Below are 24,272 nucleotides of genomic sequence, written 5' to 3'. Positions count from 1 at the left end.
AAACGATTTTCTGTAAGAGAAAGTCATGAATCATTTGGCGCAATATCAATACAATCTTTCGTTTATCCGACTTTTATGATAGAACACTCCTTTTGAAGAATTCATGAGGTTTTTATTGTGTCGATTAAATCAGATAGATGGATAGAAAAAATGGCGCTTGAACATGGAATGATATCTCCATTTCAACCCGGACAAGTTCGTGAAAATAACAATGGTCGAATTATTTCATATGGTGTGTCCAGCTATGGATATGATGTTCGTTGTGCGAATGAATTTAAAATTTTTACTAATATAAATTCTGCGATTGTGGATCCTAAAGCTTTTGATGAAAACAGTTTTGTCGATGTGCAGTCCGATGTGTGTATTATTCCTCCCAACTCCTTTGCTTTAGCAAGAACAGTAGAGTATTTTCGCATTCCCCGAAATATCCTAACTATTTGTCTTGGCAAGTCGACATATGCGCGTTGTGGGATTATCGTAAATGTGACACCTTTGGAACCAGAGTGGGAAGGTCATGTGACGCTGGAGTTTTCAAATACTACTACATTACCCGCTAAAATTTATGCGCATGAGGGTGTGGCGCAAATGCTATTTTTGGAGGCTTCTGAAGTTTGTGCTGTTTCATATCGTGACCGCGGTGGGAAATATCAGGGGCAAACAGGCGTTACGTTACCTCGCACTTAAATTTAGCGAATAAATAAAATTTTGTAACCCGGTGGGTTGGCAACTATTGCCATTAGGCTAAGAAAGGGCTTCGTTCCCGCTTGCGCGGGAATGACACAAATTATTTACTTGAGCCAGCCCTGGGTTTTGGACATGAAGTTCCTGGGGCTCCTGCTCAGGCTAATATAGGATATAAAAACAAATACACCTTACTCTTCATCAGGTAATTTGTACTTATCACGCGATGCATCAACGCGTTCACGTAATTCTTTCCCCGGCTTAAAGTGCGGACTGTATTTTGCTTTAGTCACTACTTTTTCACCTGTTTTGGGATTATGGGCATTACGTGGCGGTCTATAATGAAGAGAAAAACTGCCGAATCCCCGGATTTCTATTCTTTGATTTTTAATGAGTGCATCACTCATTAATTCCAATATTCTATTTATGCCATCAGCCACTTGCTTTTCAGTAAGATGCGTCATTCGAGCAGCGATGTGTTCAATGAGTTCCGATTTGATCATACCCACCTCGTGTTGTCGCGTGTTTCAAAGTCTGCTACCAATACAGATTAGGTGCTGACAATGGTCCCTTGTTTTATAAGTATAGACTGGGAAAAAAATTATTCAATATTTTCAAGACAGTTAGTCAAAAGTTGTTTTTCGAGTATGAATATAGGCAAAAACCACGCCCCAACTCATTTCAACTTTAGTATGCGCTGTTACAGTAAAATGAGTACAGGATAATGTTTTGCTGGTTGTAATTACGGTACTCAGTTGTGGAAGCTTATCCAGTTTGGCGCAGAGGTTTTCCCATATGGGACCAATAAACGCAGTGGAATTAATAAAAACAAGCGTTGCCTCTGTTAGATTCGCTTCAAGAAAATCACCTAAAATAAACTGAATCTTTTTAGCGTGCTCAGTATAGTTCTTCAATGCTGCCAATTGCTTGACCCGTAGGCATGCATCAAAGTACAGTTCGGGGAATAATTCGATTCCAACACTTTTGCGGACGGGAAAAACCATGCTGCAGGCTAAAACCGCTTTCCCTATCCCTGAGCCCAAGTCATAAAATACCGTGTTTTCATCTGGGTTGGTTAAGGACAACAGTGCGATAAATGATAAGAACTCAATTTCTCCATAAGCATATTCCATTGCATCATGCTTCTGGCGCGCATTTCGAGAAAGAATAAAGCCGTTAGAATCCGTGTAAATTTGGTGAAATACTTGGGCGTGTTCTAGCAGATTTAAAGATTTTTGCCACCGGCTAACACTGAGCTGTTTGCTTTTGCACCTTAAATGAAGAAGTAAGGCTAAGAGTACAAGGAGCAAACAAATAAAATAAAGTATGGAATGGCCCAAGAGTAAAATCCTTCTCAAATATGCAGCTGATTTTAGCTGTTGCTCTAGAACCTTAGAAAAATAAGAGTCTAATTAGTATATCTTATTCTCATGTTGAGATGCTACCTGTTCCAAAGTATCCAAATGGTTTCGTTTTATCCTTTTTTGTTCCAATTTAATTAGTTTAAAGAAGGCTATGCTTATTATTTCGAACTTATAATGCATTTCTTCTCATTAACCCCATATAATCATAAAGCATAAATAGTCTGTCTTATTGCATTATAATCGAGTAAAATTTCCGCATGTAGTATAGAATTATAGTGTTAAGTATTATTTTTGTTTAACGTTTTTGTTTCTAGAAATCGGGAGTAACTGTAAATTATGTCTTATGATGTTTATAGTTAATATTTCCTTAATTTTGATTCATTAGAATGAAGTTATATTGAGGGGTAGGAGAGCATTATGGCTGGTTTTTTTAGTAACCGAGCTTATGTACATCATGAAGCTAGGCCACGCGCAGAATACAATTTTATCAACGTTGGTAATGAGCAATTTCATGCCGTTGCTGTCGCAATGATTGATTCGTTACAAAGCATTTCCCAACGAGGTAATGATGCTACCTTGAAAAAAATTTTGGAGCGCTTTTATCTTCATTTCCCCAAATATATAAGTAACCAACCTTATTTAACACTTTCAGAACGTATGGGTATGTTGCTCAATACTTCTCGAAAGTCAGAGTTAGTGGAGTGCATGGCTTATGTGCTACGCCAGCTTGCAGTGGATGAGATCTATACTCATCCATTAATGTATCGTGAAGTATTTGATGGGTTAAGTGCTGACACACCAAAAAGTTATTTGCGTGATCCAGAGGTCGAACTACCATCAAGTGCTTTAAAGGCCTTAGCTCAGGTGCTGGGAATTAGTGTAACGCTATCTTTTAAAGAACTTGGAAAGGAACTGAGAAGAAGAGATGTATATGATGGAGAAGCATGATGTCTAATAAAATTAATTTAGTAATTCAAGTTCAAGGGGATCAGTATTTCCCCGCTGTAAAACATAAAGCAGATTTTGCATATGTTGGTCAATTAGCCATTAATGCTCCTAAACCTATTGAAAATACAAAAGAGCAGGGAGAAACTTTAAGCGATATTATGACGCTGATTGCAGAAGACAATAAACAGCTATTACAGTCTTATGAGCAATGGCGTAAGACTATTTTAAGCATGGTTGTTGCCGGTGAATTAACCCTGGAACAACTAATGGGACTCTATATTACCTTTTTACCTGCGCAAACGAACAATACTATATCGTTTGCCCTTGAGCAATCAAACAGAAAACCTGTTATTGCTGGTATTCCACAAGAACGAGAACAACAAACGATTGAACTGCTAGTAAATGCGTTAGCGAGTTGGATCAGTACAAAACAAGTTGAACCTGATAGTTTATTCGATCAAATAGAAAATCAATCTACTGTTACATTGAGATAAACTTTTAAGTATAGCGAAGCAGAATCTGGTTTATACGCTACATTCCCTTTTCTGCTCCTAAGGTATGCGTTCACCCTATCCACTGAGCGGTATATCTTGCGCGACAATAACACTTCGCAAATCTCACATTATTTTCGCGCAACTCACTCAAATCCAACCGTTCCCCAAGATGCAAGCAATTCCCTGAACGGTTACCTTCTAGATTTGTGAAATTACAGAAATCCGTGCTCTTTCATCCATTCATCATTAGCAAATTTCGACATGTAATTCCGAATTGAGTCAGGCAAAATAACCAGACATTTTTGATCACTGTTTAGGGATTTTGCCGCGTGGAGCGCTGCCCACATTGCCGCACCAGAAGAGCCCCCTACCAGTAAACCTTCTTCACGAATTAAATCTCTTGCAGTGCGAAATGAATCCAGATCATTCGTTTTAATGTATTTATCAATCAAACTATTATCTAGAACTTGTGGGAAGAAGTCATAACCTATCCCTTCCACGTCATAGGATTTAATTTCAGTACCCCCACCAAGAATGGAACCTTCGGGATCCACACCAATAATCTTAATCTCGGGATTATATTCCTTAAGACGTCTGGCAATACCCGTAATTGTACCCCCAGTACCTACCCCTGCAACAACCATATGTAAGTCTTTGCCAAAATCCTCAATAATTTCTTGAGCAGTACCATAATAATGGGCATTGGGATTATTGGGATTGGCATACTGATCAAGGATATGAGAATTAGGAATTTCTGCTTGCAAGCGTTTCGCTAAAGAAATATGGCTTTCCGGATCGTCATAAGCGGCTTCTGTTGGGGTACGATAAATTTTGGCTCCCAAGCGCTCAAGTACAGACTGTTTTTCCTGACTCATTTTCTCGGGCATGGTGATGATTATTTTATAGCCGAGTACAGCGCCTGCTAACGCAATGCCTATTCCTGTATTTCCAGAGGTAGGCTCAATGAGCGTGTCACCAGGCTTGATATGGCCCTCGCGCTCAGCATGAACAACCATTTCATACCCAATACGATCTTTAACAGAACCGCCTGGATTAAAAAACTCACATTTTGCATACAGTCCGCAATTGAGATCACGACCTAGACGATTAATTTTTACCACAGGGGTCTGTCCAATGGTGGCGAGTATGTTGGGATAAATCATATTTAGTCCTTTATTGAAAGTGGTTTGATTCTGATTATATGATTTTTAATCAAAAAAAAAAATTCTTGTTGGATTTAGGTGGTGATTTTAAATTTTTTAATTTATATTTATTTTTCGAACAACAAAAGCAGGGAGCAAAATATGTTTAATTTAAAGTCACTTAAGTGGTGTTTGGGTATTGCTTTATCTTTGGGATTATGTGCATGTATGGATATGCAACGTTCAGAGCAAATGAATTCTCAAGGCTATGAACAAATGAATACTCAGAACAAGCAACAAACGGCGAATAAACCTAAAGCGCAAAAGACCTACGCTTCAAAAGATCCTACTCAAAAAGCAACTCCAGGTCCAAAACGTAATGCTGCACCACAAATACCTGTAATACAATAATGTTGCGCATCTAACTTTCCCGCTGCTAAGCGGGAAAGCAATTTTCCTATTTAAAACTATAGCCTTCATCCCTGGCTAAACGTTCCTCTTCCAGTTCTCTCTGTATTTCCATTGAATCCAGTCCATCTTTAATCATCTCATCTCGCACAAATTGTCGAGAAGCATAATCTCCAAAGAAACTCATTTTCTTTCCATCTTTTTCAAGACCGCGATGAGATGTTCTTGCGTTTTTATGATCCCGCAGTACAGTTTGCGCATGAATAATACTTTTTTCTTTCATTATTGAACCTTATTTTCCTATATATTTTAATAAGCCCTCCTTGCATTTTTAGAAGCAAAAAAATCCATTTTTGCTTCGAATAAGCCAATGATTATCAAGGAGTATGCCTGTTTTCTTCATAAAGGAGACATACCCCAAATTAGCAGAGCAACTATGTAATAGATTCACATAGTTTTTTCAAGCGATTATCTAAAAGAATTATTCGGGGGCAATCATTTTTTCTGGTCTGACCCATTCCGCAAACTGTTCTGCCGTTAAGATCCCCAGCTTGACTGCTGCCTCTTGTAAGGAAGAATTGTCATGATGCGCAGTTTTAGCAATTTTCGCTGCTTTATCATAGCCTATGTGTTGATTGAGCGCTGTGACGAGCATTAAGGAATGATGTAAGTAATAATCAATGACCTTGTGATTGGCCTCAATCCCCTCAGCGCAAAACTCTTGGAATGAATGGCAAGTATCGGCGAGCAAATTAAGCGAGTGAAGTACATTAAAAATGATCACAGGTTTAAATACATTCAGTTCAAAATTACCCTGGCTGTCGGCTATACCCACAGTGGTATCATTTCCCAGAACCTGCGCACAAACCATAGTCATGGCTTCACATTGAGTAGGATTGACTTTTCCTGGCATAATAGAAGAGCCTGGTTCATTTTCTGGAATAACTAATTCACCAATACCACAACGTGGACCGGAGGCTAACCATCGAATGTCATTTGCAATTTTCATTAAGGCACAAGCCAGTGTTTTCATCGCGCCGTGCGCATTCACCAGAGGTTCATGGGATGCTAGTGCTGCAAACTTATTATCTGCGGTTACAAAGGGTAATTGGGTTATTTGCGCAATATGTTGGGCTACTTTGGTTGCGAATTGAGGATGGGTGTTTAACCCTGTTCCTACTGCCGTTCCACCCGCAGCCAATTCATATAATTCGGGCAATACCCCTTCAAGGCGATGGAGGCAGGCATCAAGCTGGGCAACGTACCCCGAAAATTCCTGGCCTAACGTGATAGGAACTGCATCTTGTAAATGAGTCCGGCCTATTTTGACTATATCTTTAAATGCAGCCATTTTGACAGCAAAGGCATCACGTAAGTTTTTTACTGCGGGGATTAGTTTCTTATTGAACGCAATAGCCGCTGCAATATGCATGGCGGTTGGGAATGTATCATTTGAAGATTGAGACATATTCACATGATCGTTAGGATGAACAGGTGATTTACTTCCCATGGTTCCGCCAGCCAATTCAATAGCACGATTCGAGATGACCTCATTCGCATTCATATTGGATTGGGTGCCGCTTCCAGTTTGCCATACATGCAAAGGAAAATGATCATCTAACATCCCTTTGCTGACTTCATCGGCAGCTTGAATAATTAAATCAGCTTTATCTTTAGGTAATTTTCCTAAGTCTAAGTTTGTTAATGCAGCAGCCTTTTTTAAGATTCCAAAGGCATGAGTGACTTCGCGCGGCATAATGTCCTTGCCTATATTAAAATGATGTAATGATCGTTCGGTTTGTGCTCCCCAATACTTATTGGCAGGAACAGCAATTTCACCCATGCTGTCAGATTCTATGCGTGTTTTGCTCATGGTTTTTAATTTCCTTAATGCGTTTGATGAAATAAAAAATTCTATCACATGGGGCAAAAATAAGTAATTTTTGTTATAGTATTGGCAATTACAGATACGCACTTTGGATGCAACAAGCGCAACCCAGGGTACGTAAGAGAATCAATAAACACATGAGAGCAGTACGCATTTATCAGTCTGGAAACTATCATCCAGGTCAGCATTTAGAATTATCTCCCGAAGCCAGTCAGCATGTTGGCGTTGTTTTGCGCATGCAGCCTGGTGAGCCGCTTACTTTATTTTGTGGTGATGATTACGAATTTGCTGCTACCATAGAATCAGTTAAGAAGAAACAGGTTATTGTACGTATTGGCCCGAGCAAACAGGTAAGCCGAGAGTCGCCCTTAGCCATTCATTTAGCGCAAGCCATTTCCAAGGGGGAGCGTATGGAGTTTGTAATGCAAAAGGCGGTCGAATTGGGCGTAGCGAGCATTACTCCTATTATTACTGAGCGTTGTGTCGTCAAGCTAGATAAGGAGCGCATGGCAAAAAAACTGCACCAATGGCAAGCGATTGTCATTGCTGCTTGTGAACAATCCGGGCGTAATACAGTTCCCCTAGTACATACCCCAATGTCCCTAGATGATTATATGCATGCGGCGCAAGCAGAGTTACGGTTTATCTTACATCCAGGTGAAAATAAAAATTGGCGCGATTATGCGATTGGTTCGTCTGCGATTGATTTGCTTATTGGTCCTGAAGGAGGGCTAAGTGAGCATGAAGTCCAATTTGCTTGTAAGCACAGGTTTCAGCCTCTATCCTTAGGCCCAAGAATTTTACGAACGGAAACTGCTGCGATTACTGCGTTAAGTGTGTTGCAAGCCGTAGGTGGTGATCTATAATAGAATTTGTGGGCCAGTTTCTCTTGCAGCAAAAACCGTGAAAAATGGTGAGTTTAGGCGCAGTTTGAATGACAAATCTTTTGACTATAGTTAAGATGATGTGATCGATTCAGAAAATTTTTCATTCAAACTATGCCATTACCCATGATGCAGTGAGGGTTGGCAATTAACGAATTTTAAACAACAGAGGTTGAACATGAGTGATCTTATTAAAACGATAACAGATGCAAGCTTCGAAAACGATGTAATCAATGCAAATAAGCCTGTATTAGTTGATTTTTGGGCTGAGTGGTGTGGTCCATGCCGTGCATTGACCCCTATATTGGAAGAAGTAGCTGCTACTCATGGAGAGCAAGTAACTTTTGCCAAAATCAATATTGATGAACATCCACAAACTCCTGCAAAGTTTGGGGTGATGAGTATTCCTACATTGATTTTATTTAAAAATGGTCAAGTTGAAGCAGTTAAAATGGGTTTGCTTTCAAAATCTCAATTAAGTGCTTTTGTTGAGAGTCACGTTTAATTTTTTATTTTTCTATATAAAAAATGTTGTATCTTTTACTAAAGCTGTGATAGCCTGTCTGCAATATGTGATATAATTTTGAATATATCACATAGGCAGCAGAATCCTTAGCTGCTATTCTTAATAATATTTTTCCCGGATACCCAATTCGATTAATCAACAAATCAAGTGAGAAGTATGAATCTTAGTGAACTTAAGCAATTGCCTATTGCCGATCTTTTTAACATCGCACAAGAGATTGGTGTCGAGAATCCTTCCCGTATGCGCAAACAAGAAATTATTTTTGCCATTCTTAAAGCTCATGCCTTAAAGGGTGAAGACATCCACGGTGATGGTGTTTTAGAAGTCCTGACGGATGGTTTTGGTTTCTTGCGTTCTGCCGATGGTTCTTATTTGGCAGGCCCTGATGACATTTATGTATCACCTAGCCAAATCAGACGTTTTGGTTTGCGTTCTGGAGATACTATTTCCGGTAAAATTCGTCCTCCCAAAGACAGCGAACGTTATTTTGCTTTGTTGAAAGTTGATGAAATCAACTATGATTCACCTGATAGTGCCAAAAGGAAAATTTTATTTGAAAACCTTACCCCTCTGTTTGCTACAGAGCGCCTGGTGATGGAACAAGGAAATGGCAGCACTGAAGATTTGACCGCACGAGTTGTTGATTTATGTGCTCCATTTGGTCGAGGACAACGTGGTCTGATTGTTTCTCCACCCAAAGCGGGTAAAACATTAATGTTGCAAAATATTGCACGTTCTATAGAAAAGAATTACCCAGAATGTTACCTCATTGTATTACTGATTGATGAGCGTCCTGAAGAAGTAACCGAAATGCAGCGTTCTGTAAAAGGTGAGGTAGTTGCCAGTACCTTTGATGAGCCCGCTAACCGCCACGTTCAAGTTGCTGAAATGGTGATTGAAAAAGCCAAGCGCTTAGTTGAACACAAACGTGATGTGGTTATTTTACTTGACTCAATTACTCGTTTAGCCCGTGCGTACAACACCGTGATTCCTTCTTCTGGTAAGGTATTGACTGGTGGTGTCGATGCGAATGCATTGCAAAGACCTAAGCGTCTATATGGTGCTGCACGTAATATAGAAGAGGGTGGCAGCCTGACTATTATTGCTACGGCTCTAGTGGATACTGGCTCAAAAATGGATGAAGTGATTTACGAAGAATTCAAGGGAACCGGTAACATGGAAATTCACTTGAGTCGTAATATTGCTGAACGTCGTGTGTTCCCTGCGATTAATATTAATCGCTCAGGTACACGTCGTGAAGATCTATTATTAAGTCCAGAAGATCTACAACGTACTTGGATATTGCGTAAAATTCTGCAATCTATGGATGAGTGCGATGCGATTGAGTTCTTGCTTGAGCGCATGAAGAACCATAAAACCAATGCTGAATTCTTTGATGCAATGAAACGTCAAGAATAGCATCTGTTATAAAAATTGTAGCCTGGGTGAAGGCGTAGCCTAGCCCGGGAATGGTTTCATTCTTTTTAGAACTGTCATTTGAAAAATAAGTAAGATAAAAACTGAATTCACAAAGCAGTTTTGAGCTTTGAAAGAAGGTTTATTTTTTAGTTTTGCTATAAACTTTCTCCAGGTTATGGCTGTCCTTACGACCATCAAGTTCAAGGACTAAATGTTTTATATCCCGAGGACACGCCGCAGGGATAAGTCAAAAGCTACTAACTTAAATGGAATGCAGCTGCGCCTTTACCCAGGCTACTCTAGGGGATAATTAATGAAATACTCTGATCTAAGAGATTTTATTGCACAATTGGAATCACGTAATTTATTAAAACGCATAACCTACCCTGTATCGCCGTATCTTGAAATGACCGCAGTGAGTGATCGGGTTCTACGTTCTGGCGGCCCAGCGCTTCTCTTTACCAATCTTCCGCATCATAAAATGCCGGTTTTAACCAATTTGTTTGGTACCGTTGAACGTGTAGCAATGGGAATGGGGGAGGACAGTATTAGTGCATTAAGGGAAGTAGGCAAATTATTGGCTGCTCTAAAAGAACCCGATCCCCCCAAAGGCTTTAAAGACGCGTTTAATAAACTTCCGTTGTTAAAACAAGCATTAAATATGGCACCAAAATATGTAAGCGGTGCAGAATGCCAAACTCATGTTTGGGAAAAAGATGAAGTAGATCTTACTTCTTTACCTATTCAAACGTGCTGGCCTAAAGATGCAGCACCCCTAATAACTTGGGGGCTTGTAACTACCAAAGGACCTCATCAAACCCGTGAAAACATGGGGATTTATCGACAACAATTGTTGAATAAGAATCAATTGATTATGCGTTGGTTATCCCATCGTGGGGGAGCATTGGACTACTTCGCATGGCAACAGGCTTATCCGGGTGAACGTTTTCCAGTTTCCGTGACTTTAGGGGCCGATCCTGCAACGATACTTGCTGCTGTGACGCCGGTACCTGATACTTTGTCTGAGTATGCCTTTGCTGGCTTATTGCGCGGCCAACGGACTCGATTAACGCGGTGCATTGGGAATGACCTCCATGTTCCAGCGAGTGCGGAAATTGTTTTAGAAGGTTATTTAGAGCCTGGGGTAGAAGCTCCTGAAGGACCGTACGGAGATCACACAGGTTATTATAATGAAGTCCAATCGTTTCCTGTGTTTACTGTAGAACGTATTACTCATCGAGATAATCCCATTTATCATAGTACCTATACTGGTCGACCACCTGATGAGCCAGCAATTTTAGGTGTTGCATTAAATGAAGTATTTATTCCTTTGTTACAAAAACAATTCCCAGAGATTGTTGATTTCTATTTGCCACCAGAAGGATGTTCTTATCGTTTGGCAGTAGTCACAATGAAGAAGCAGTATCCTGGTCATGCGAAGCGAATTATGATGGCGGTTTGGTCTTTTTTAAGACAATTTATGTATACCAAATTTGTAATCGTCTGTGATGATGATATTAATGCACGCAATTGGCAGGATGTGATTTGGGCAATGACTACGCGTATGGATCCTGCACGAGATACCGTAATGATGGAAAATACACCAATTGATTATTTGGATTTTGCTTCACCTGTTTCTGGTTTGGGTTCAAAAATAGGAATGGATGCAACTAATAAATGGCCAGGCGAAACACAAAGAGAATGGGGTGAGCCTATTGTGATGGATGAAGAGATTCTAAAAAAGGTTAATGGATATTGGTCTTCTCTGGGGTTAGATGAATGAAGGAAAAAACAATTAAAGCTCATGTAGAGGATATTTCCCCGCTTACTGACAGCATAATGCGTTTGATTTTAGCACCTGAACGATACATACCCTACCAAGCGGGTCAATATCTGCAAATTCTTTTTGGTGAGGAAGCATTTAGCTATTCCATTGCGAATGCTCCATTAGGATCGCATAAGTATGAATTGCACATTCGTCATAGTTTGGACAACCCTTATAACCAGCGACTATTTGCTCATATAAAGGAGTATGGTTCTGTAACTATTCGTTTACCTTTTGGTGAGTGTTCCATTGAACATTTACATCCGCAACCTCCTATATTATTTATCGCGGGTGGCACTGGTTTTGCACCGGTAAAAGCGATGATCGAGCAGTTATTATCTACTTCCGATACTCGACCTTTTGAGTTATTTTGGGGGGCTCGTTTGCAAAATGATTTATATATGGATGAGAAGGTAACGAGCTGGCAGGCACATGTTAGTCGGTTTACTTATGTTTCTTCAGTCTCAGAAGACAATACGGTGCCTCTTGTTTCGCTTGTGCTTGCAAAACATCCGCATGATCTTGGCGAATGGCAAATCGTCATTAGCGGGCCTTTTGATATGGTGTATAGCACGCGTGATGCATTAGTAAATAGTGGCGTTTCACCTACATATTTATTTTCAGATGCATTTAGTTTTGAAGCAAAATAAGGAAGATTTTTATGGAGACTTTATATCAAATTCTAGGTCTTATTGGTGCCGGAATGATCATTTTTATTTTGTACCGCACAGTCAAAGGAAGGCCTGAGCAATTTAGTAAGGAAAATCTAAATAAAAGTTTTTATACCATGGGGGTTTTGGCGCTTGTTTTAATTGGTTTCATAGCGCTCTTAGTTTTAATTTTAAGAAACACCTAGAAACATGAGCTAAAAGCGGAACTCGGGTGTACAGAAGATAACTGGTTTCGCTTTGGTACTCTTAACACACCCAACTGAAGATCCCTTACTACGTCTTCTAATTCACCTTAAGTTTTACTTGACCTATAACAATACCCACGTCCCGCCGCTTGTCCGCGGGATCTAGGGATTGAGGCACTAAGCTTTCTTTTTCCTGGATGCTGCGAACAAGTCGCAGCACGTAGGGCATAGTGGCTATCAAGGAAAACATAGGGTGAATTTGGAAGCACTACGTTTGAGATGACGTATCCTAGTGACACTGACCTGCTTTACGTCACCAAGGTTACAATTAGTACTAATGGGGAGGATTTGCATTTTTATAATGTCCTTCCTTTTCTTTTAAATAATATCCAATATGGGGATTATTAATTGGCATTTTGCTTGTGTCTGCGATTAGCATGCACTCTTCAACATATGTAATTTGACTGCTGTCATCAACTAATAAACGATACCAAGGGTTTCGAGTGGCAAATTCACGTTTTGGTGCTTGTGGATTATAGCGTCCTGATGCCTGAAATAAGGGATCCACATCCACTACAATTGCTCTGTAGCGACTGTGTTTGTGAATCACTAAATCTCCGATGTTGAATTGTGCAATTTTATTCATATAAGCCTCTTTGTTGGGCGTCTTGAATAATATATCGGTAAAAATAAAAGAAGCTTAAGATCAAAAAATGGAATCAGTAAATTTTAATTGGTATAGAGTGTAGTTAACCCGGGTTGCCCAATTCGAGGTAGGCAGCGAGTCCCGGGTTAAGATAATAAATTACTTAAAACAATATAAGTTTAGGCTCCATTAGCCCGCCGTTAAAATGGTGCCGAGATCTTCAAGGGTCCCATCAACTGGAGCTTCTATTCCTTTTTGGTCTTCAGCCTTATCAAAGAATAAAGAGGCTCTCTTTGTTATTGCTTTTGAGTAGAGTAATTTCCCAATGGTAATGACACTAAGCAAAACATTAAGGATGGTATCTTGCCATGAGCGGTGCCCACTCATGAGGTCATCATGACTATGTAATCTTGCTTTAACTGTCATTTTAAATTTTTGATAGGATACATTGCTTGGAAGTTGTTCCGGGTTGTGACTGATAAATTGATCGACATCGTTTTTAAGCGCATCAATAAGCTGGGAAATTACTTTCTGTTCTTCGGGAGGTAAAGTTTTTGCATAAACCCTCATGCCGTCAATATTTGTATATAGTTCTACCATTTTTGCAGCATATTGTGCATATTTGCCCCCTTTTTTCTTAAAGAAGGAAATCACATTTTCTGGTTTTGCAGCGGGATCGTTGATTATTGGCGGTTTTAGGTCTGCTTCTATAAGTTTCACCACAATTCGGTTAAGGGCGGCTTGCATTTTGATGCCATGAAATTTATCAATTTTAGTAGTAATTATTTTGAGCAATTCCTGACTATTGCCGGATGCAATGTATTTGTTAAATAACCCCTTTTTTTCATTAACTAGAAGTTCTATAAATTGATCGCGAGTCTTTTTATCTCTAGGAAGGAAAAAATCCTTAGGATAATAATGTTGATTTCGGCCATTGACGTACGTGGTGAGTTCCTTTTTAAGCTCAAGGACTAGTGCTTCTCGCTCTTTTTTTACCTCGTCTACTTTTGGTTTTTGCCGTTTTATGTGACTCGGATGGTCTTTCCTTACGTGAATCGGTCTTTCTTGTTTTCGCCTTTCGTTCTCAGGTTCTTGTCTTTGTTGTTCCAGTTTTAGTTTCTCTTGTTGTTCCTGTCTTTCTCGCTCTTCGAGTTCTTTAATTTGTCGTTCCAGTACTTCAAGTTGTGCATTAAGTTCTTCAACGGCTTCTGTTTGTATCCTACTTTCATTATTAAGTTGAACAATTTCCTCGGGGATTGTATCGAGTTCCTCATAGTTTTTAACTAATTTTGTTTTAATTTGTTCTAATTTTTCTAAACCCAAAGTTATGTCTTTTGCAGTTTCTTGGTCCACTTCAAGCATATAAGCAACTTGGTAAAGTTTTTGGGGCACAACTTGCAATAAGTTCTCTCTATCTGTTTTGTCCCAAGTCCATTTGTATTTGCTAGGATTCTCTTCCAGTATTTCCAGTAATAAGGCAAATCCAGTGTTTTTCGGATGTTGTGCACTTTTAATCTCTGCTTTATCGGTAAGATCTACAAGTGTGTTTTTGTTATAGCCGCTTTTTAGATGTTCATTGACTTGTTCTAATAACGTATTTAACTTTCTTGATTTTTCTAGGAGTTCTTGATTGTGTTGTTTTTCCTTGCTTAGCGTGGTTACTAGTTCTTGGATATAATCCAAGACGTCTTGTTTCACGTCTGTATTTAATCGTACTGATGGGTTCAAAAGGGTTTTTGCTAGAGTTAAAGCGGAGGGAACGTCTTGTTCTATAAGTGTAATGTTTTTTTGATTCAGTGTTTGTAATGTCTTTTGTTTTTCAGCTATTTGCTGCTGTAACCCCACGATTATTTCTTTTCGTTCTTCAATTTGTTTTTGTTTATTTTGATGCTGGAGGATTAATTCTTCTTTACTGATCATTTCTTATACTCACATCTAAATGATAAAATCGTGCGCATTATAGAGCGCATTTATTAACTGATTATTAAGAAACAGTTATTATGTTTAAAATAAACTCATAAAGAGTTAAATAAAGTAAACAGCTAAAATAATGCCTATCTCATAAAGAAGGCAAAGGGGGACCGCCAACATTATTTGAGAAAAAACATCGGGAGGAGTAAGTAGCATGCCTACAATAAAAGCGCCAACAATGACATAAGGTCTGATTTTTTTTAAGGTGATTACCTCAATAATTTTTAAGCGCACAAGCACAAAACAAAGCAAGGGTACCTGAAAGCAAAATCCGAAGATCATGAGCATCCTAGTGATAAAATCAAGAGCATAGGCCATGTCAGGCATATAACGCACTCCTTTAGGTAAGGCATGTGCGAAAAAATGAAACATGAATGGCAAAACCAGATAAAAGCAAAACAAGACTCCGGCAAGAAACAACAAAAGACTAAAGATTAGGGTGATACGTAGAGTGGTTTGTTCTCTTTGATAAAGGCCGGGACTTATAAAACGCCAAAGTTGAAATAAAGCAAAGGGGGCGCTAAGTAACATGGCTGCATCAGCAGCAAGTTTTAGTGGCGTAAATATAGGGGATGTTATATGGGTAGCAATTAAACTTTCTTGAGCCGAAAGAGTACGCAGTAGTGGGTTAACTAGGGTTTGGTATAAATCATTAGCAAGAAAGAAGAAAATAAAAAATAAGCTGCCAAACCAAATGAGAGTTTGCAATCCACGACGTCGTAGTTCTAAAAGATGATTTAACATGGGGTCTTTATGAATATAGAAACTGTTCTTCACCCTCTCCCAAATTGAGAGAGGGACGTTTTTTAAGCCTCGGCAAGCTCTTTAATTCCTTTGTTTTTAATTCCGATTTTTTCGGGTCGAATTTCTCTTAAACGATTAAATTGATCGACAAAAACAACCGTAGGAACTAGGCTTTCACATTCTTCTTCTAGTACTTGAGTAAAGGAAGCAATAATAATTAAATCTCCTGGAGTTACTAAATGTGCTGCTGCCCCATTAACACAAATTTCAGTAGACCCTGGTCTGCCGGTAATCGCATAAGTTTCAAATCGCGTTCCTGCCGTGATGTTCCAGACATTGACTGCTTCGTAAGGTAATATGTTTGCTGCCTTAAGCAGTTCAGGGGAAATAGTAATACTTCCCTCATAATCCAAATCAGCTTCCGTGACACAAGCACGATGGATTTTGGATTTTAACATTTTTCTATAAGCCATAGTGATTCCAGCCTTGTTCATAGTGGGCGAATTTTACACCAATTTTTGAAGATTATGCTATATAAATTTGATTACTTGGATTCCACGTATATTGCGTCTAGTAGTGGTAAACCGGGAGAGTTCCTTTCCTTTCTGGAGGCTACTTTTTATTGAGGATGCACGTTATAATTGGCTTTTACTTTATGGGGATAAATGGTGAGGCATAGCCCGCGTAAGCGCTTTGGCCAGAATTTTCTACAAAGTCGACATATTATTGATGGCATTGTACGTGCTATTAATCCGCAAACAGAAGATAATATACTGGAAATTGGCCCTGGCCTTGGTGCTTTAACTGAGCCGTTGTTGCGCCGTTTAAATCATCTAACTGCAGTTGAAATCGATACCGATTTACAAAAATATCTTTCGGAACTAGCTATTGCTCAGGGGAAATTGCATTTGATTGGTGCAGATGCGTTGACTCTTGATTACAGCCAATTTGGTCCTCGCTTACGGGTGGTAGGTAATTTACCGTATAATATTTCCACTCCTTTGCTCATTCATTTATTGCAGTTTGCCTCATGTATCGACGACATGCATTTTATGTTGCAAAAAGAAGTAGTAGAACGAATGGCAGCAGAACCGGGTAGTAAGGCTTATGGACGACTAACGGTAATGTTGCAATATCATTGTGCTGTGGAGCATTTGTTTGACGTTCCCCCTGAGTCTTTTGATCCACAGCCTAAAGTAGATTCCGCGGTGGTTCGTCTTGTACCCCATCGCGTTTCACCCTTTGAAAAGGTTTCTATGGCGCAGTTAGAGCGTTTGGTGGCTAATGCATTTTCCATGCGTCGTAAAACGTTGAATAACAACTTAAAGGGAATCATCACGGCTGAGCAATTATGCACTTTAGGTGTTGATGGAAGTAAACGTCCAGAACAAATTTCCATTTCGGAATACGTTCAACTAGCGAAATTTATTTCCAATTAGTGTAAAATTAATCATCATGGATATAATTTTTTCAACTTGGAGTTATTAAATTATTATGGAGATGGCTTTGTTTCATCGTCAACGTCAGCGTAAAGGTTCTTTGTCTTCACAAGGTAAATCTTTAAAAGATTTAACACGCATCGTCAATTCGAATCTTCTTTTGTCGGAAGACAAGAGACAGATCTTATTAAAAAAGATGCGGATGTTATCGGGTCTGGAAACGGCACGATATGATAGCTTATGCGGCATTCTTATCGATAATTTAGTTCACTATTGCCAAAATTTACCTGAGACAGCGAACAGTTATTATTCGCAGCAGGGCGGCTTAGTGGATCATGCACTGAACCGTACGGAAGCGGCGTTGAGTCTTTTTCAAGAATTTATGGTACAAGATCAGCCAGAATTATTATCCGAGGAGCAAAAACTTTGGCAATATGCTCTTTTTTCAGCTGCACTACTTCAAGGCATAGGCAAGTTATTTGTTGATTTCCGTGTTAGCTTCTATGATACAAATGGTCAATTTTTAAAGGAATGGAATCCCTTGCTTGAAAGTATGACCAGCACGGGGATTTATTACTTTTATGAGTTTCAAAAAGAACCTGAAATTGAATTTCGACGTCGTCTGAATTTATTGTTAGCAAGAGCAATAATGCCAGGTAGTGGTTTTGCTTGGATCGCCTCTAACTCTGACGTTCTTGAAGTGTGGCTGGCCTTATTAAATGAAGACGAGCGCTCTGCGGGTACTTTGGGAGCCATATTAATTCGCGCGGAAGCTATTGCGATTCAGCGTTATTTACTTGAATTTATGACGCGAGGCCTTGCCGCTGCTTATGGGGGCGGGCGTTACCGCGCGGGTACATTTTCTGGTGGCCAGCCAGAAACCTTGTTAGAGAAAGAACAGGCTGTAGGCATGGAGTTTATTCAATGGATGATTAAGGCTCTGGACGCAGGCCGGATTATGATCAATAAAGCCCCATTATTTATGGTTCCCGGAGGTCTATTGATGTGTGCGGAAATGTTTCAATTATTCGTACGCGAACATCCTGAATATAAAAATTGGCAAGCGGCTCAAAATGGATTTTTATCTTTGGGCTTGCATAATCGTGCTGCTGATGGTGGTGTATTAAGTCGATTTGATATTAAAGGAAAAATGGAGGGGGGCGTTGTATTTTCCAAGTATGCGCTCGCTTTGCCTGAATCAGTAAAAGTGGCTAATCCGAATACAGGAAAAGTAGAGTCCATGTCTGCAACAGAATTGATTCATAAAGCACAATTTAGCAGTCAACTTACCCAGCAACAAAATATTGGTTTGACCAACTCGTTGCACAAATTAGATGCCACTGGAAAATGGCATGCGATTGAAAACGAAGGGAGTGCATTAAGGCCGGGAGCAAAAAACGGTGCCTGATTATGCAATTGGTGATGTGCAGGGTTGTTACGAGCCATTACAACGACTGTTGGAGTTAATCGATTTTGATGATAAAGCGGATCGTTTATGGTTCGTTGGTGACTTGGTGAATCGTGGTCCTGATTCTTTAGCGGTCTTACGTTTTGTTAGTTCCTTACCTGTTACGCCAAGAGTGACTTTAGGCAATCATGATTTACATTTATTAGCTACATTATTTGGTGATAGGCCATGGAAAGGTCATGATGATACCTTGCACGAAGTGATGCAGGCTAGTGATGGAGAAGCTCTAGGTCATTGGTTGAGAATGCAATCCATTTTGTATTACTCACCAGAACTTAATGTGGTGATGTGTCATGCTGGAATTTGTCCTTTATGGGATTTATCACAAGCAATACAATGTGCCCAAGAACTTGAAGAAGTGCTTGCGGGGGATAGCTATCGCGATTTTTTATCGCTTTTATATGGTAATCAGCCGGATAGGTGGTCTGGTGATTTACAAGGCATGGACAGGCTACGGTTAATTACTAACTATTATACACGCATGCGTTTTTGTGATGCCCAAGGAAAACTCGAGTTGAGTTATAAAGGAACTATTGCTCAAGCGCCAGCAAATCTTTATCCTTGGTATGAAGTACCTCATCGTAAAGAAATTGATGCGGATATTGTATTTGGGCATTGGGCTGCTTTAATGGGGGAATGTCCTCATCCTAAAATTCATGCAATAGATACCGGATGTCTGTGGGGCGGCCAATTAACTGCATTGCGCTTGCAGGATATGCAACGATTTGCAGTGTGGAACAAAAAATGATGTTACTAAATAAATTTAGCTCCATACGTTTATCCTATATGCATGTTTTGGGGAGAGCAGTTATGTTGTTCTTCCTCTGTTGCCTGTTTGGATCTAAAGCTTGGTGTCTCTCTACTACAGAAGATGTAAACGTAAAACAAGCAGAGGAACGGCTACAAAAAGCAATAGAGAATCCAGAGTTTATGTTGCACAATTGGATAGAGCTGCCAACCTCTCCTGCATCGCGAAGTAAAACCATCCATCACTTGAGTTTAAGAGAAGCAATTTTGTTGGCTTTACGATATAACTCCAATATTCAAAATGCTGAATTGGATCGAATTGTACAACGTTATCAATTGCGCTTGGCAAATAATCAGTTTGAATTGCAATACGCTTTGGGTGCTTCTGGAGTAATCCAAAAAAGTAGGTTTAATGGCGTGGGTAGTGATACAACGCGTACGCTCCTAGGTAGTCCTGAGTTTAATTTGAAAACAAAGTTAGGCACGGAAGCTAATTTATCAATAAATAATAACGTCAATGAAAATAACAATTACAATCCCGTATTGAATTTTTCTTTGACCCAGCCATTATTACGCGGTTTTGGAAAGGCAGTAAATGAAGCTGCGCTTTTAGATGCTAAGGACAACGAATGGCTGAACAAATTGAACTTGCAGCAATCGGTGGCGGATCAAGTCACCCAAGTTATTGTGGCTTATCGGATGCTTATTTTAAGTGGAAACAATTTGCAGAATCAGCGTTTGCAATTAAAAGAAGCCAAAAAATCGTATGAAATTAATGAGAAAAAAATAAAGGCAGGTCAACTAGAACCCACCGGTAATATTCAGCAGTCTTACCAAATAGAATCCTTAAGTTTGATGGTGGAACAAGCGGAAAACGATTTTGAAACGTCAGCTCAAGATCTTTTGCAAACTATTGGCTTGGATCCCGAGATGCATATATCCGTTCCTAGTGACGTTGCATTAGAAAAGCTTGCTGTTCCTAATTTGCAACAGTCGATTGAGCAAGCGTTGAATCATAACACAGTTTATTTAGCACAAAAGATGACATTACGCGCCGATGAGCGTGCTTATAAAGTGGCTAAAAATCAACAATTATGGCAGTTGGATGTGTCAGGTAATATTCAAAGTGGGGTTGTAAATGATGTGACGGGTGTAAATGGAGGATTTAATGGCATTTATAATGGAAATAACATCACCGAGGCAGCTCGTGTGACCCTAACCGTTCCCTTGCATGACATCAGTCGTCGCAGTCAATTAATTAATGCTAAAGTGCGCTTGGAAAAAGACCGGTTAAATTTACTTGCTACCAAACGAGCATTAATAACTAATGTAACCAATACCATTAATAATATAAGAAGTTTGGCAAAACGTTATCAATTAGCGCTAAAACAAGTGAAATTAGCGGAGCAATCTTATGCATTGGAGAAGAAAAAACAACAAGCGGGAATATCCAGTGCGTTGGATGTAAATAACACTCAAAATCAGCTGATTCAGGCTCAATCTGGATTAATCAATGCAAAAATTGCATATCTAAATCAGATATCCAACCTGCAAAGAATCTTGGGAACCACACTGAATCATTGGCAAATTAAATTAAGGTATGGTGGATGAATAGGTATTTAATCACGTCAAAAGTCATCATTTTATTATTAATCGGGTTGCTTTTGTCTTCATGCGGGCATCATGAGGAGCAAAAAAAAGTGGCGTTACATCAGCATAAAGTCGAAGAACAGACCATGCATAAGACGCTCCATTTTACCGGAACAGTGCAGCCTTTACATGAAAATACGATAGCCAGTCCAATGGAAGCGGTGGTCGAAACAATGAATTTTCATTATGGGCAATTGATTAACAAAGGCGATGTGATTTTAACTTTAAACTCAACCGAGTTGCAGAGACAATTTAATGACACCTTAACGGAATATCTAAAAGCCAAAGACAGTTACACCATCGCTAAAGCTAAATTTGTTGGGACTCAAGATTTATGGGATGCAGGTTTATTATCCAAAAATAATTACATGAGTGAGAAATCGAATGTGGACACGGCGCGGGTTACTTTAATGCAATCTACTCGTAAACTAACGGAAATGTTGGAAAAACTGGATGAAAATAGCCCCAAAAATTTATCTGCATTAAGTTTGGCTGATTTCGATAAAATTAAAAAAATTTTAGCATCTAATCATAATATGATTCATTTAAAATCACCGCGAGATGGAGTCCTACTCTATCCTCCTAAAGCCGGAGAAGATAAAAGTGTGCGTGCTACCGTAGGCTCGACAGTTAAATCAGGTCAGGTTATTGGCTTGATTGGTGATTTATCCGGGATCAGTATTGAAATTGATGTTCCAGAAATCGATATAACCCAAATCCAAGCAGGTATGAATGCCATCGTGAGTGGTGTTGCCTTTGGTAAATATCAATTAAAAGGACAATTGGTAGCAGTGAATGCACAAGCCTCGAATAATAATGGATTACCCTTTTTTACAGCGGTAGTTGAGGTGAAAAAGTTAACCCCTGAGGAGCAGAAATGGATCAAAGTGGGTATGAGTGCATCCATTGAGTTAAGTGTGGATAACGGCAAGCAGCTCATTATTCCTATTGCTGCAATTAAACGCGAAAAAGGACAAAGTATTGTTAGTTTACAAACTAAGTCAGGCGCTCTAGAGAAGCGAGTCATTACAACAGGAGCCGCCCAGGCAGATTCAGTGGTCGTCGAGACCGGTTTAAAAGCTGGTGATGTGGTGGTGTATGAGTGATCTTGTCATTGATTCCAGTAAAAGCAATACCTCCTCTCATGAGGTGACAGAGGATCCAAATATTCTTGAGCGACTCTTAAGTCCCGCAATAACATCGCAACGTAGTCCTGCGAAAAAGACACAACAACCGCTTATGAAGCTTACTGATATTGTAAAGACGTATCATCTCGAAGGAATTAGCACCACTATATTAAAAGAAGTATCGCTGACCGTTTATGAGGGAGATTTACTCGCTATTGTAGGTGCTTCGGGTTCTGGTAAATCTACTTTGATGAATATTCTAGGGCTACTGGATAAAGCAGACACAGGAACTTATCTATTGAAAAATAGGAATGTTGCTGCTTTGACAGATGATGAAGCAGCAGAATTACGTAATCAAAATATCGGTTTTGTTTTTCAGCAGTTCAATTTATTACCAAGATTTAGTGCCATGCAAAATGTGGCATTACCCTTAATTTATCGTGGTGTTGGAGCTGCTGAAATTAAGGAAAGGGTACTTGCTGCTCTTGAACGTGTGGGAATGCGTCAATATGCACAGCATCGACCTACACAATTATCTGGAGGACAGCAACAGCGTGTTGCCATTGCTCGTGCATTAGTAACCGAGCCACAAGTAATTTTGGCCGATGAACCAACAGGTGCGCTCGATTCACGTACTGGTAATGAAGTAATGAATTTATTTTTAAGTTTGCATGCCCAAGGGCGTAGTATCATTATGATTACTCATGATGAACAGATCGCTGCGTTGTGTCAGCGAAAAATCACTCTTGTAGATGGGGTTGTTGTGACGGAGACTGGCGCATGAAGTTTTCCGGACATTGTCAGCAAGCTTTAGTAAATTTGACTGCCGCCAAGTTGCGTTCCTTTTTGGCCGTTTTAGGTATTTTAGTGGGTACGGCTGCGGTTGTTGCTTTAATTAGCTGTGGGCAGTTGGCAACAGAAAAAGCATTATCTCAATTTAAGGCTTTAGGCACGGACTTATTAGCAATTGCGGTTTATCCAAAAACTTCAGAAAAATCTGGCAGTATGGAGTCAATCTCCGTCGCGCAATGGGAACAAATGGCTGATCGTATACCTTATATTATCGATATGGCGCCCTATAGTACGGCCTATCAACCCTTGAGTTTCCAAGGAAAGTTAATGCAAGGAGCCGTTATCGGGGCCAATGAACATTTGCCCAAAATTGTTCATATTAAATTAGCTGCAGGACATTTTGTTTCTTTTGTTGAGTCCTATGAACATTATTGTGTTATTGGTGATGGCTTAGCACGCCAAATCAAAGAGATCAGTTTTGATGACCCCATAGGAAAGCAATTACGTATAGGAAAATCTTTATACACCATCATCGGTGTAGCTGAACCTTGGAAGGAAAACGGGTTTTTCAATGAAGACATCAACCAGGCGGCGATTGTTCCTTTGGCAGGAATTAGTATGATTAGCAAAGAAGCCAAGGTAAATAATGTGGTCTTGGAATTGAAACCAGATAGTCCCATCGATGAGGTAATTGAGGAAATAAAACAAATTATTGGTTCAATCGCGCCCAAATTAAGTGTTTTTTCACGAAGCGCCAAGCAGATTATTGCCAGCATGGAAAACCAGGGACAAATCTTTACCTTATTACTGGCTGTAATTGGAGGAATTTCACTTTTGGTGGGTGGAATTGGCGTAATGAACGTCATGTTGGTCTCTGTGAGTGAACGGAGAAAAGAAATTGGTATTCGTAAAGCGGTCGGGGCAAAAAATAGTGAAATTCAAGCTTTATTTTTAGTCGAGTCGGTCATGCTTTCTTTATTAGGCGGCATACTTGGGGTTATTTTAGGATTAGTTTGTACCCGTATTTTAGCCTATTTCAGTGATTGGAATTTTTCAATCTTTCTTTTGCCCCCTGCTGCAGGCTTTTTGGTATCTGCTGCCACTGGAATTTTCTTTGGCTTTTATCCTGCACGACGTGCTGCAAAGTTAGAGCCCGTAGTTTCTCTGCGTAGTGAGTAGTATGTAGCCTGAGTGCAGCGAAGCGAAACACGGGTTCCGCGTTGCCGCACTCAGGCTACCCTGTTAGATGCCTA

Annotated in this window: 26 protein-coding genes; 17 read left to right on the top strand and 9 right to left on the bottom strand. The window is 39.7% G+C overall.

The window, feature by feature from the left end:
• Window positions 1-117 precede the first annotated feature (117 nt).
• On the top strand, window positions 118-684 hold the full coding sequence (gene dcd, locus ACWTEW_RS28945; RefSeq protein ID WP_182392172.1) for a dCTP deaminase: 567 nt from the start codon (window positions 118-120) through the stop codon (window positions 682-684).
• Between the two features lie 188 nt (window positions 685-872).
• Here dcd and ACWTEW_RS28940 read toward each other — a convergent pair whose 3' ends face one another.
• Both ACWTEW_RS28940 and ACWTEW_RS28935 read right to left on the bottom strand, forming a co-directional pair.
• Window positions 873-1,184, bottom strand: coding sequence for an integration host factor subunit beta (locus tag ACWTEW_RS28940; RefSeq protein ID WP_454781482.1), 312 nt, complete (start codon window positions 1,182-1,184; stop codon window positions 873-875).
• A 120-nt stretch (window positions 1,185-1,304) separates the two neighbouring features.
• Window positions 1,305-2,030, bottom strand: coding sequence for a class I SAM-dependent methyltransferase (locus ACWTEW_RS28935; protein ID WP_454781710.1), 726 nt, complete (start codon window positions 2,028-2,030; stop codon window positions 1,305-1,307).
• 432 nt (window positions 2,031-2,462) lie between these two features.
• Here ACWTEW_RS28935 and ACWTEW_RS28930 point away from each other — a divergent pair, with 432 nt between their 5' ends.
• Together ACWTEW_RS28930 and ACWTEW_RS28925 are read left to right on the top strand one after the other, a co-directional pair.
• Window positions 2,463-2,993 (top strand): transposase, encoded by a 531-nt coding sequence (locus ACWTEW_RS28930; RefSeq protein WP_454781481.1) that lies wholly within the window; start codon window positions 2,463-2,465, stop codon window positions 2,991-2,993.
• The gene (locus ACWTEW_RS28925) at window positions 2,990-3,487 is read left to right on the top strand and encodes a hypothetical protein (RefSeq protein ID WP_454781480.1); all 498 of its coding nucleotides are present in this window, start codon (window positions 2,990-2,992) and stop codon (window positions 3,485-3,487) included. The genes ACWTEW_RS28930 and ACWTEW_RS28925 overlap by 4 nt, the downstream gene beginning before the upstream one ends.
• 212 nt (window positions 3,488-3,699) lie before the next feature.
• On the opposite strand, the gene ACWTEW_RS28920 is transcribed toward ACWTEW_RS28925, so the two are convergent.
• Window positions 3,700-4,650, bottom strand: coding sequence for a pyridoxal-phosphate dependent enzyme (locus tag ACWTEW_RS28920; protein WP_454781479.1), 951 nt, complete (start codon window positions 4,648-4,650; stop codon window positions 3,700-3,702).
• 141 nt (window positions 4,651-4,791) lie between these two features.
• Here ACWTEW_RS28920 and ACWTEW_RS28915 point away from each other — a divergent pair, with 141 nt between their 5' ends.
• The gene (locus ACWTEW_RS28915) at window positions 4,792-5,040 is read left to right on the top strand and encodes a hypothetical protein (RefSeq protein ID WP_454781478.1); all 249 of its coding nucleotides are present in this window, start codon (window positions 4,792-4,794) and stop codon (window positions 5,038-5,040) included.
• Window positions 5,041-5,086: 46 nt separating this feature from the next.
• On the opposite strand, the gene ACWTEW_RS28910 is transcribed toward ACWTEW_RS28915, so the two are convergent.
• Window positions 5,087-5,320, bottom strand: coding sequence for a hypothetical protein (locus ACWTEW_RS28910; RefSeq protein WP_454781477.1), 234 nt, complete (start codon window positions 5,318-5,320; stop codon window positions 5,087-5,089).
• A 198-nt stretch (window positions 5,321-5,518) separates the two neighbouring features.
• Complete coding sequence (fumC, locus tag ACWTEW_RS28905; protein WP_454781476.1) at window positions 5,519-6,910, bottom strand: class II fumarate hydratase; 1,392 nt, start codon at window positions 6,908-6,910, stop codon at window positions 5,519-5,521.
• Between the two features lie 152 nt (window positions 6,911-7,062).
• On the opposite strand from fumC, the gene ACWTEW_RS28900 reads away from it, so the two are divergent.
• The 6 genes from ACWTEW_RS28900 (at window position 7,063) to ACWTEW_RS28875 (ending at window position 12,435) form a co-directional block, all read left to right on the top strand.
• Entirely contained in the window at window positions 7,063-7,791 is a 729-nt protein-coding gene (locus ACWTEW_RS28900; protein ID WP_454781475.1) for a 16S rRNA (uracil(1498)-N(3))-methyltransferase, read from the top strand.
• 196 nt (window positions 7,792-7,987) lie between these two features.
• Window positions 7,988-8,314 carry a thioredoxin gene (trxA, locus tag ACWTEW_RS28895; RefSeq protein ID WP_454781474.1) on the top strand — a complete coding sequence of 109 codons (327 nt, stop codon included), beginning with the start codon at window positions 7,988-7,990 and terminating at the stop codon, window positions 8,312-8,314.
• Between the two features lie 177 nt (window positions 8,315-8,491).
• Window positions 8,492-9,754 (top strand): transcription termination factor Rho, encoded by a 1,263-nt coding sequence (gene rho / locus ACWTEW_RS28890; protein WP_010652211.1) that lies wholly within the window; start codon window positions 8,492-8,494, stop codon window positions 9,752-9,754.
• Between the two features lie 313 nt (window positions 9,755-10,067).
• Window positions 10,068-11,537, top strand: a complete 1,470-nt coding sequence (ubiD, locus tag ACWTEW_RS28885; RefSeq protein WP_454781473.1) for a 4-hydroxy-3-polyprenylbenzoate decarboxylase — start codon at window positions 10,068-10,070, stop codon at window positions 11,535-11,537.
• The gene (locus tag ACWTEW_RS28880) at window positions 11,534-12,229 is read left to right on the top strand and encodes an NAD(P)H-flavin reductase (protein ID WP_454781472.1); all 696 of its coding nucleotides are present in this window, start codon (window positions 11,534-11,536) and stop codon (window positions 12,227-12,229) included. The genes ubiD and ACWTEW_RS28880 overlap by 4 nt, the downstream gene beginning before the upstream one ends.
• Before the next feature lie 11 nt (window positions 12,230-12,240).
• Window positions 12,241-12,435 carry a hypothetical protein gene (locus ACWTEW_RS28875; protein WP_454781471.1) on the top strand — a complete coding sequence of 65 codons (195 nt, stop codon included), beginning with the start codon at window positions 12,241-12,243 and terminating at the stop codon, window positions 12,433-12,435.
• A 334-nt stretch (window positions 12,436-12,769) separates the two neighbouring features.
• On the opposite strand, the gene hspQ is transcribed toward ACWTEW_RS28875, so the two are convergent.
• From hspQ to panD, 4 genes are all read right to left on the bottom strand, one after another.
• Window positions 12,770-13,081 (bottom strand): heat shock protein HspQ, encoded by a 312-nt coding sequence (gene hspQ, locus ACWTEW_RS28870; RefSeq protein ID WP_454781470.1) that lies wholly within the window; start codon window positions 13,079-13,081, stop codon window positions 12,770-12,772.
• 189 nt (window positions 13,082-13,270) lie between these two features.
• Entirely contained in the window at window positions 13,271-15,001 is a 1,731-nt protein-coding gene (locus ACWTEW_RS28865) for a hypothetical protein (RefSeq protein WP_454781469.1), read from the bottom strand.
• A 105-nt stretch (window positions 15,002-15,106) separates the two neighbouring features.
• Entirely contained in the window at window positions 15,107-15,796 is a 690-nt protein-coding gene (gene tatC, locus ACWTEW_RS28860; RefSeq protein ID WP_454781709.1) for a twin-arginine translocase subunit TatC, read from the bottom strand.
• Window positions 15,797-15,858: 62 nt separating this feature from the next.
• Window positions 15,859-16,269: an aspartate 1-decarboxylase gene (gene panD, locus ACWTEW_RS28855; RefSeq protein ID WP_454781468.1), complete on the bottom strand. Its 411-nt coding sequence runs from the start codon at window positions 16,267-16,269 to the stop codon at window positions 15,859-15,861.
• 195 nt (window positions 16,270-16,464) lie between these two features.
• Here panD and rsmA point away from each other — a divergent pair, with 195 nt between their 5' ends.
• The 7 genes from rsmA to ACWTEW_RS28820 all read left to right on the top strand — a co-directional run bounded on the left by rsmA (window position 16,465) and on the right by ACWTEW_RS28820 (window position 24,198).
• Window positions 16,465-17,235, top strand: coding sequence for a 16S rRNA (adenine(1518)-N(6)/adenine(1519)-N(6))-dimethyltransferase RsmA (rsmA, locus tag ACWTEW_RS28850; protein ID WP_454781708.1), 771 nt, complete (start codon window positions 16,465-16,467; stop codon window positions 17,233-17,235).
• 55 nt (window positions 17,236-17,290) lie between these two features.
• On the top strand, window positions 17,291-18,643 hold the full coding sequence (locus tag ACWTEW_RS28845) for a conjugal transfer nickase/helicase domain-containing protein (RefSeq protein ID WP_454781467.1): 1,353 nt from the start codon (window positions 17,291-17,293) through the stop codon (window positions 18,641-18,643).
• A complete protein-coding gene (locus ACWTEW_RS28840) occupies window positions 18,636-19,451 on the top strand; it encodes a symmetrical bis(5'-nucleosyl)-tetraphosphatase (protein ID WP_454781466.1) in 816 nt (271 codons plus the stop codon). Before ACWTEW_RS28845 ends, ACWTEW_RS28840 begins: the two co-directional genes overlap by 8 nt.
• A complete protein-coding gene (locus ACWTEW_RS28835; RefSeq protein ID WP_454781465.1) occupies window positions 19,448-21,061 on the top strand; it encodes a TolC family protein in 1,614 nt (537 codons plus the stop codon). The genes ACWTEW_RS28840 and ACWTEW_RS28835 overlap by 4 nt, the downstream gene beginning before the upstream one ends.
• Window positions 21,058-22,206, top strand: a complete 1,149-nt coding sequence (locus ACWTEW_RS28830; RefSeq protein ID WP_454781464.1) for an efflux RND transporter periplasmic adaptor subunit — start codon at window positions 21,058-21,060, stop codon at window positions 22,204-22,206. Before ACWTEW_RS28835 ends, ACWTEW_RS28830 begins: the two co-directional genes overlap by 4 nt.
• Before the next feature lie 133 nt (window positions 22,207-22,339).
• Window positions 22,340-23,011: an ABC transporter ATP-binding protein gene (locus ACWTEW_RS28825; protein ID WP_454781707.1), complete on the top strand. Its 672-nt coding sequence runs from the start codon at window positions 22,340-22,342 to the stop codon at window positions 23,009-23,011.
• Window positions 23,008-24,198 carry an ABC transporter permease gene (locus tag ACWTEW_RS28820; protein ID WP_454781463.1) on the top strand — a complete coding sequence of 397 codons (1,191 nt, stop codon included), beginning with the start codon at window positions 23,008-23,010 and terminating at the stop codon, window positions 24,196-24,198. Before ACWTEW_RS28825 ends, ACWTEW_RS28820 begins: the two co-directional genes overlap by 4 nt.
• The last annotated feature ends 74 nt before the right edge of the window (window positions 24,199-24,272 follow it).

The organism is Legionella stuttgartensis (assembly GCF_977063405.2).
The sequence above is the reverse complement of the archived record's forward strand: the minus strand, read 5'-3'. Positions and strand labels throughout refer to the sequence as shown.

What these genes read in the sequence shown, in the direction of transcription:
- fumC (WP_454781476.1), bottom strand. Translation starts at nt 6,910, where the DNA reads ATGAGCAAAACACGCATAGAATCTGACAGCATGGGTGAAATTGCTGTT.
- tatC (WP_454781709.1), bottom strand. Translation starts at nt 15,796, where the DNA reads ATGTTAAATCATCTTTTAGAACTACGACGTCGTGGATTGCAAACTCTC.
- panD (WP_454781468.1), bottom strand. Translation starts at nt 16,269, where the DNA reads ATGGCTTATAGAAAAATGTTAAAATCCAAAATCCATCGTGCTTGTGTC.
- ACWTEW_RS28930 (WP_454781481.1), top strand. Translation starts at nt 2,463, where the DNA reads ATGGCTGGTTTTTTTAGTAACCGAGCTTATGTACATCATGAAGCTAGG.
- ACWTEW_RS28880 (WP_454781472.1), top strand. Translation starts at nt 11,534, where the DNA reads ATGAAGGAAAAAACAATTAAAGCTCATGTAGAGGATATTTCCCCGCTT.
- ACWTEW_RS28865 (WP_454781469.1), bottom strand. Translation starts at nt 15,001, where the DNA reads ATGATCAGTAAAGAAGAATTAATCCTCCAGCATCAAAATAAACAAAAA.
- ACWTEW_RS28920 (WP_454781479.1), bottom strand. Translation starts at nt 4,650, where the DNA reads ATGATTTATCCCAACATACTCGCCACCATTGGACAGACCCCTGTGGTA.
- ACWTEW_RS28875 (WP_454781471.1), top strand. Translation starts at nt 12,241, where the DNA reads ATGGAGACTTTATATCAAATTCTAGGTCTTATTGGTGCCGGAATGATC.
- ACWTEW_RS28835 (WP_454781465.1), top strand. Translation starts at nt 19,448, where the DNA reads ATGATGTTACTAAATAAATTTAGCTCCATACGTTTATCCTATATGCAT.
- ACWTEW_RS28825 (WP_454781707.1), top strand. Translation starts at nt 22,340, where the DNA reads ATGAAGCTTACTGATATTGTAAAGACGTATCATCTCGAAGGAATTAGC.
- rho (WP_010652211.1), top strand. Translation starts at nt 8,492, where the DNA reads ATGAATCTTAGTGAACTTAAGCAATTGCCTATTGCCGATCTTTTTAAC.
- trxA (WP_454781474.1), top strand. Translation starts at nt 7,988, where the DNA reads ATGAGTGATCTTATTAAAACGATAACAGATGCAAGCTTCGAAAACGAT.
- ACWTEW_RS28925 (WP_454781480.1), top strand. Translation starts at nt 2,990, where the DNA reads ATGATGTCTAATAAAATTAATTTAGTAATTCAAGTTCAAGGGGATCAG.
- ubiD (WP_454781473.1), top strand. Translation starts at nt 10,068, where the DNA reads ATGAAATACTCTGATCTAAGAGATTTTATTGCACAATTGGAATCACGT.
- ACWTEW_RS28910 (WP_454781477.1), bottom strand. Translation starts at nt 5,320, where the DNA reads ATGAAAGAAAAAAGTATTATTCATGCGCAAACTGTACTGCGGGATCAT.
- hspQ (WP_454781470.1), bottom strand. Translation starts at nt 13,081, where the DNA reads ATGAATAAAATTGCACAATTCAACATCGGAGATTTAGTGATTCACAAA.
- ACWTEW_RS28845 (WP_454781467.1), top strand. Translation starts at nt 17,291, where the DNA reads ATGGAGATGGCTTTGTTTCATCGTCAACGTCAGCGTAAAGGTTCTTTG.
- ACWTEW_RS28940 (WP_454781482.1), bottom strand. Translation starts at nt 1,184, where the DNA reads ATGATCAAATCGGAACTCATTGAACACATCGCTGCTCGAATGACGCAT.
- ACWTEW_RS28915 (WP_454781478.1), top strand. Translation starts at nt 4,792, where the DNA reads ATGTTTAATTTAAAGTCACTTAAGTGGTGTTTGGGTATTGCTTTATCT.
- ACWTEW_RS28900 (WP_454781475.1), top strand. Translation starts at nt 7,063, where the DNA reads ATGAGAGCAGTACGCATTTATCAGTCTGGAAACTATCATCCAGGTCAG.
- ACWTEW_RS28820 (WP_454781463.1), top strand. Translation starts at nt 23,008, where the DNA reads ATGAAGTTTTCCGGACATTGTCAGCAAGCTTTAGTAAATTTGACTGCC.
- ACWTEW_RS28830 (WP_454781464.1), top strand. Translation starts at nt 21,058, where the DNA reads ATGAATAGGTATTTAATCACGTCAAAAGTCATCATTTTATTATTAATC.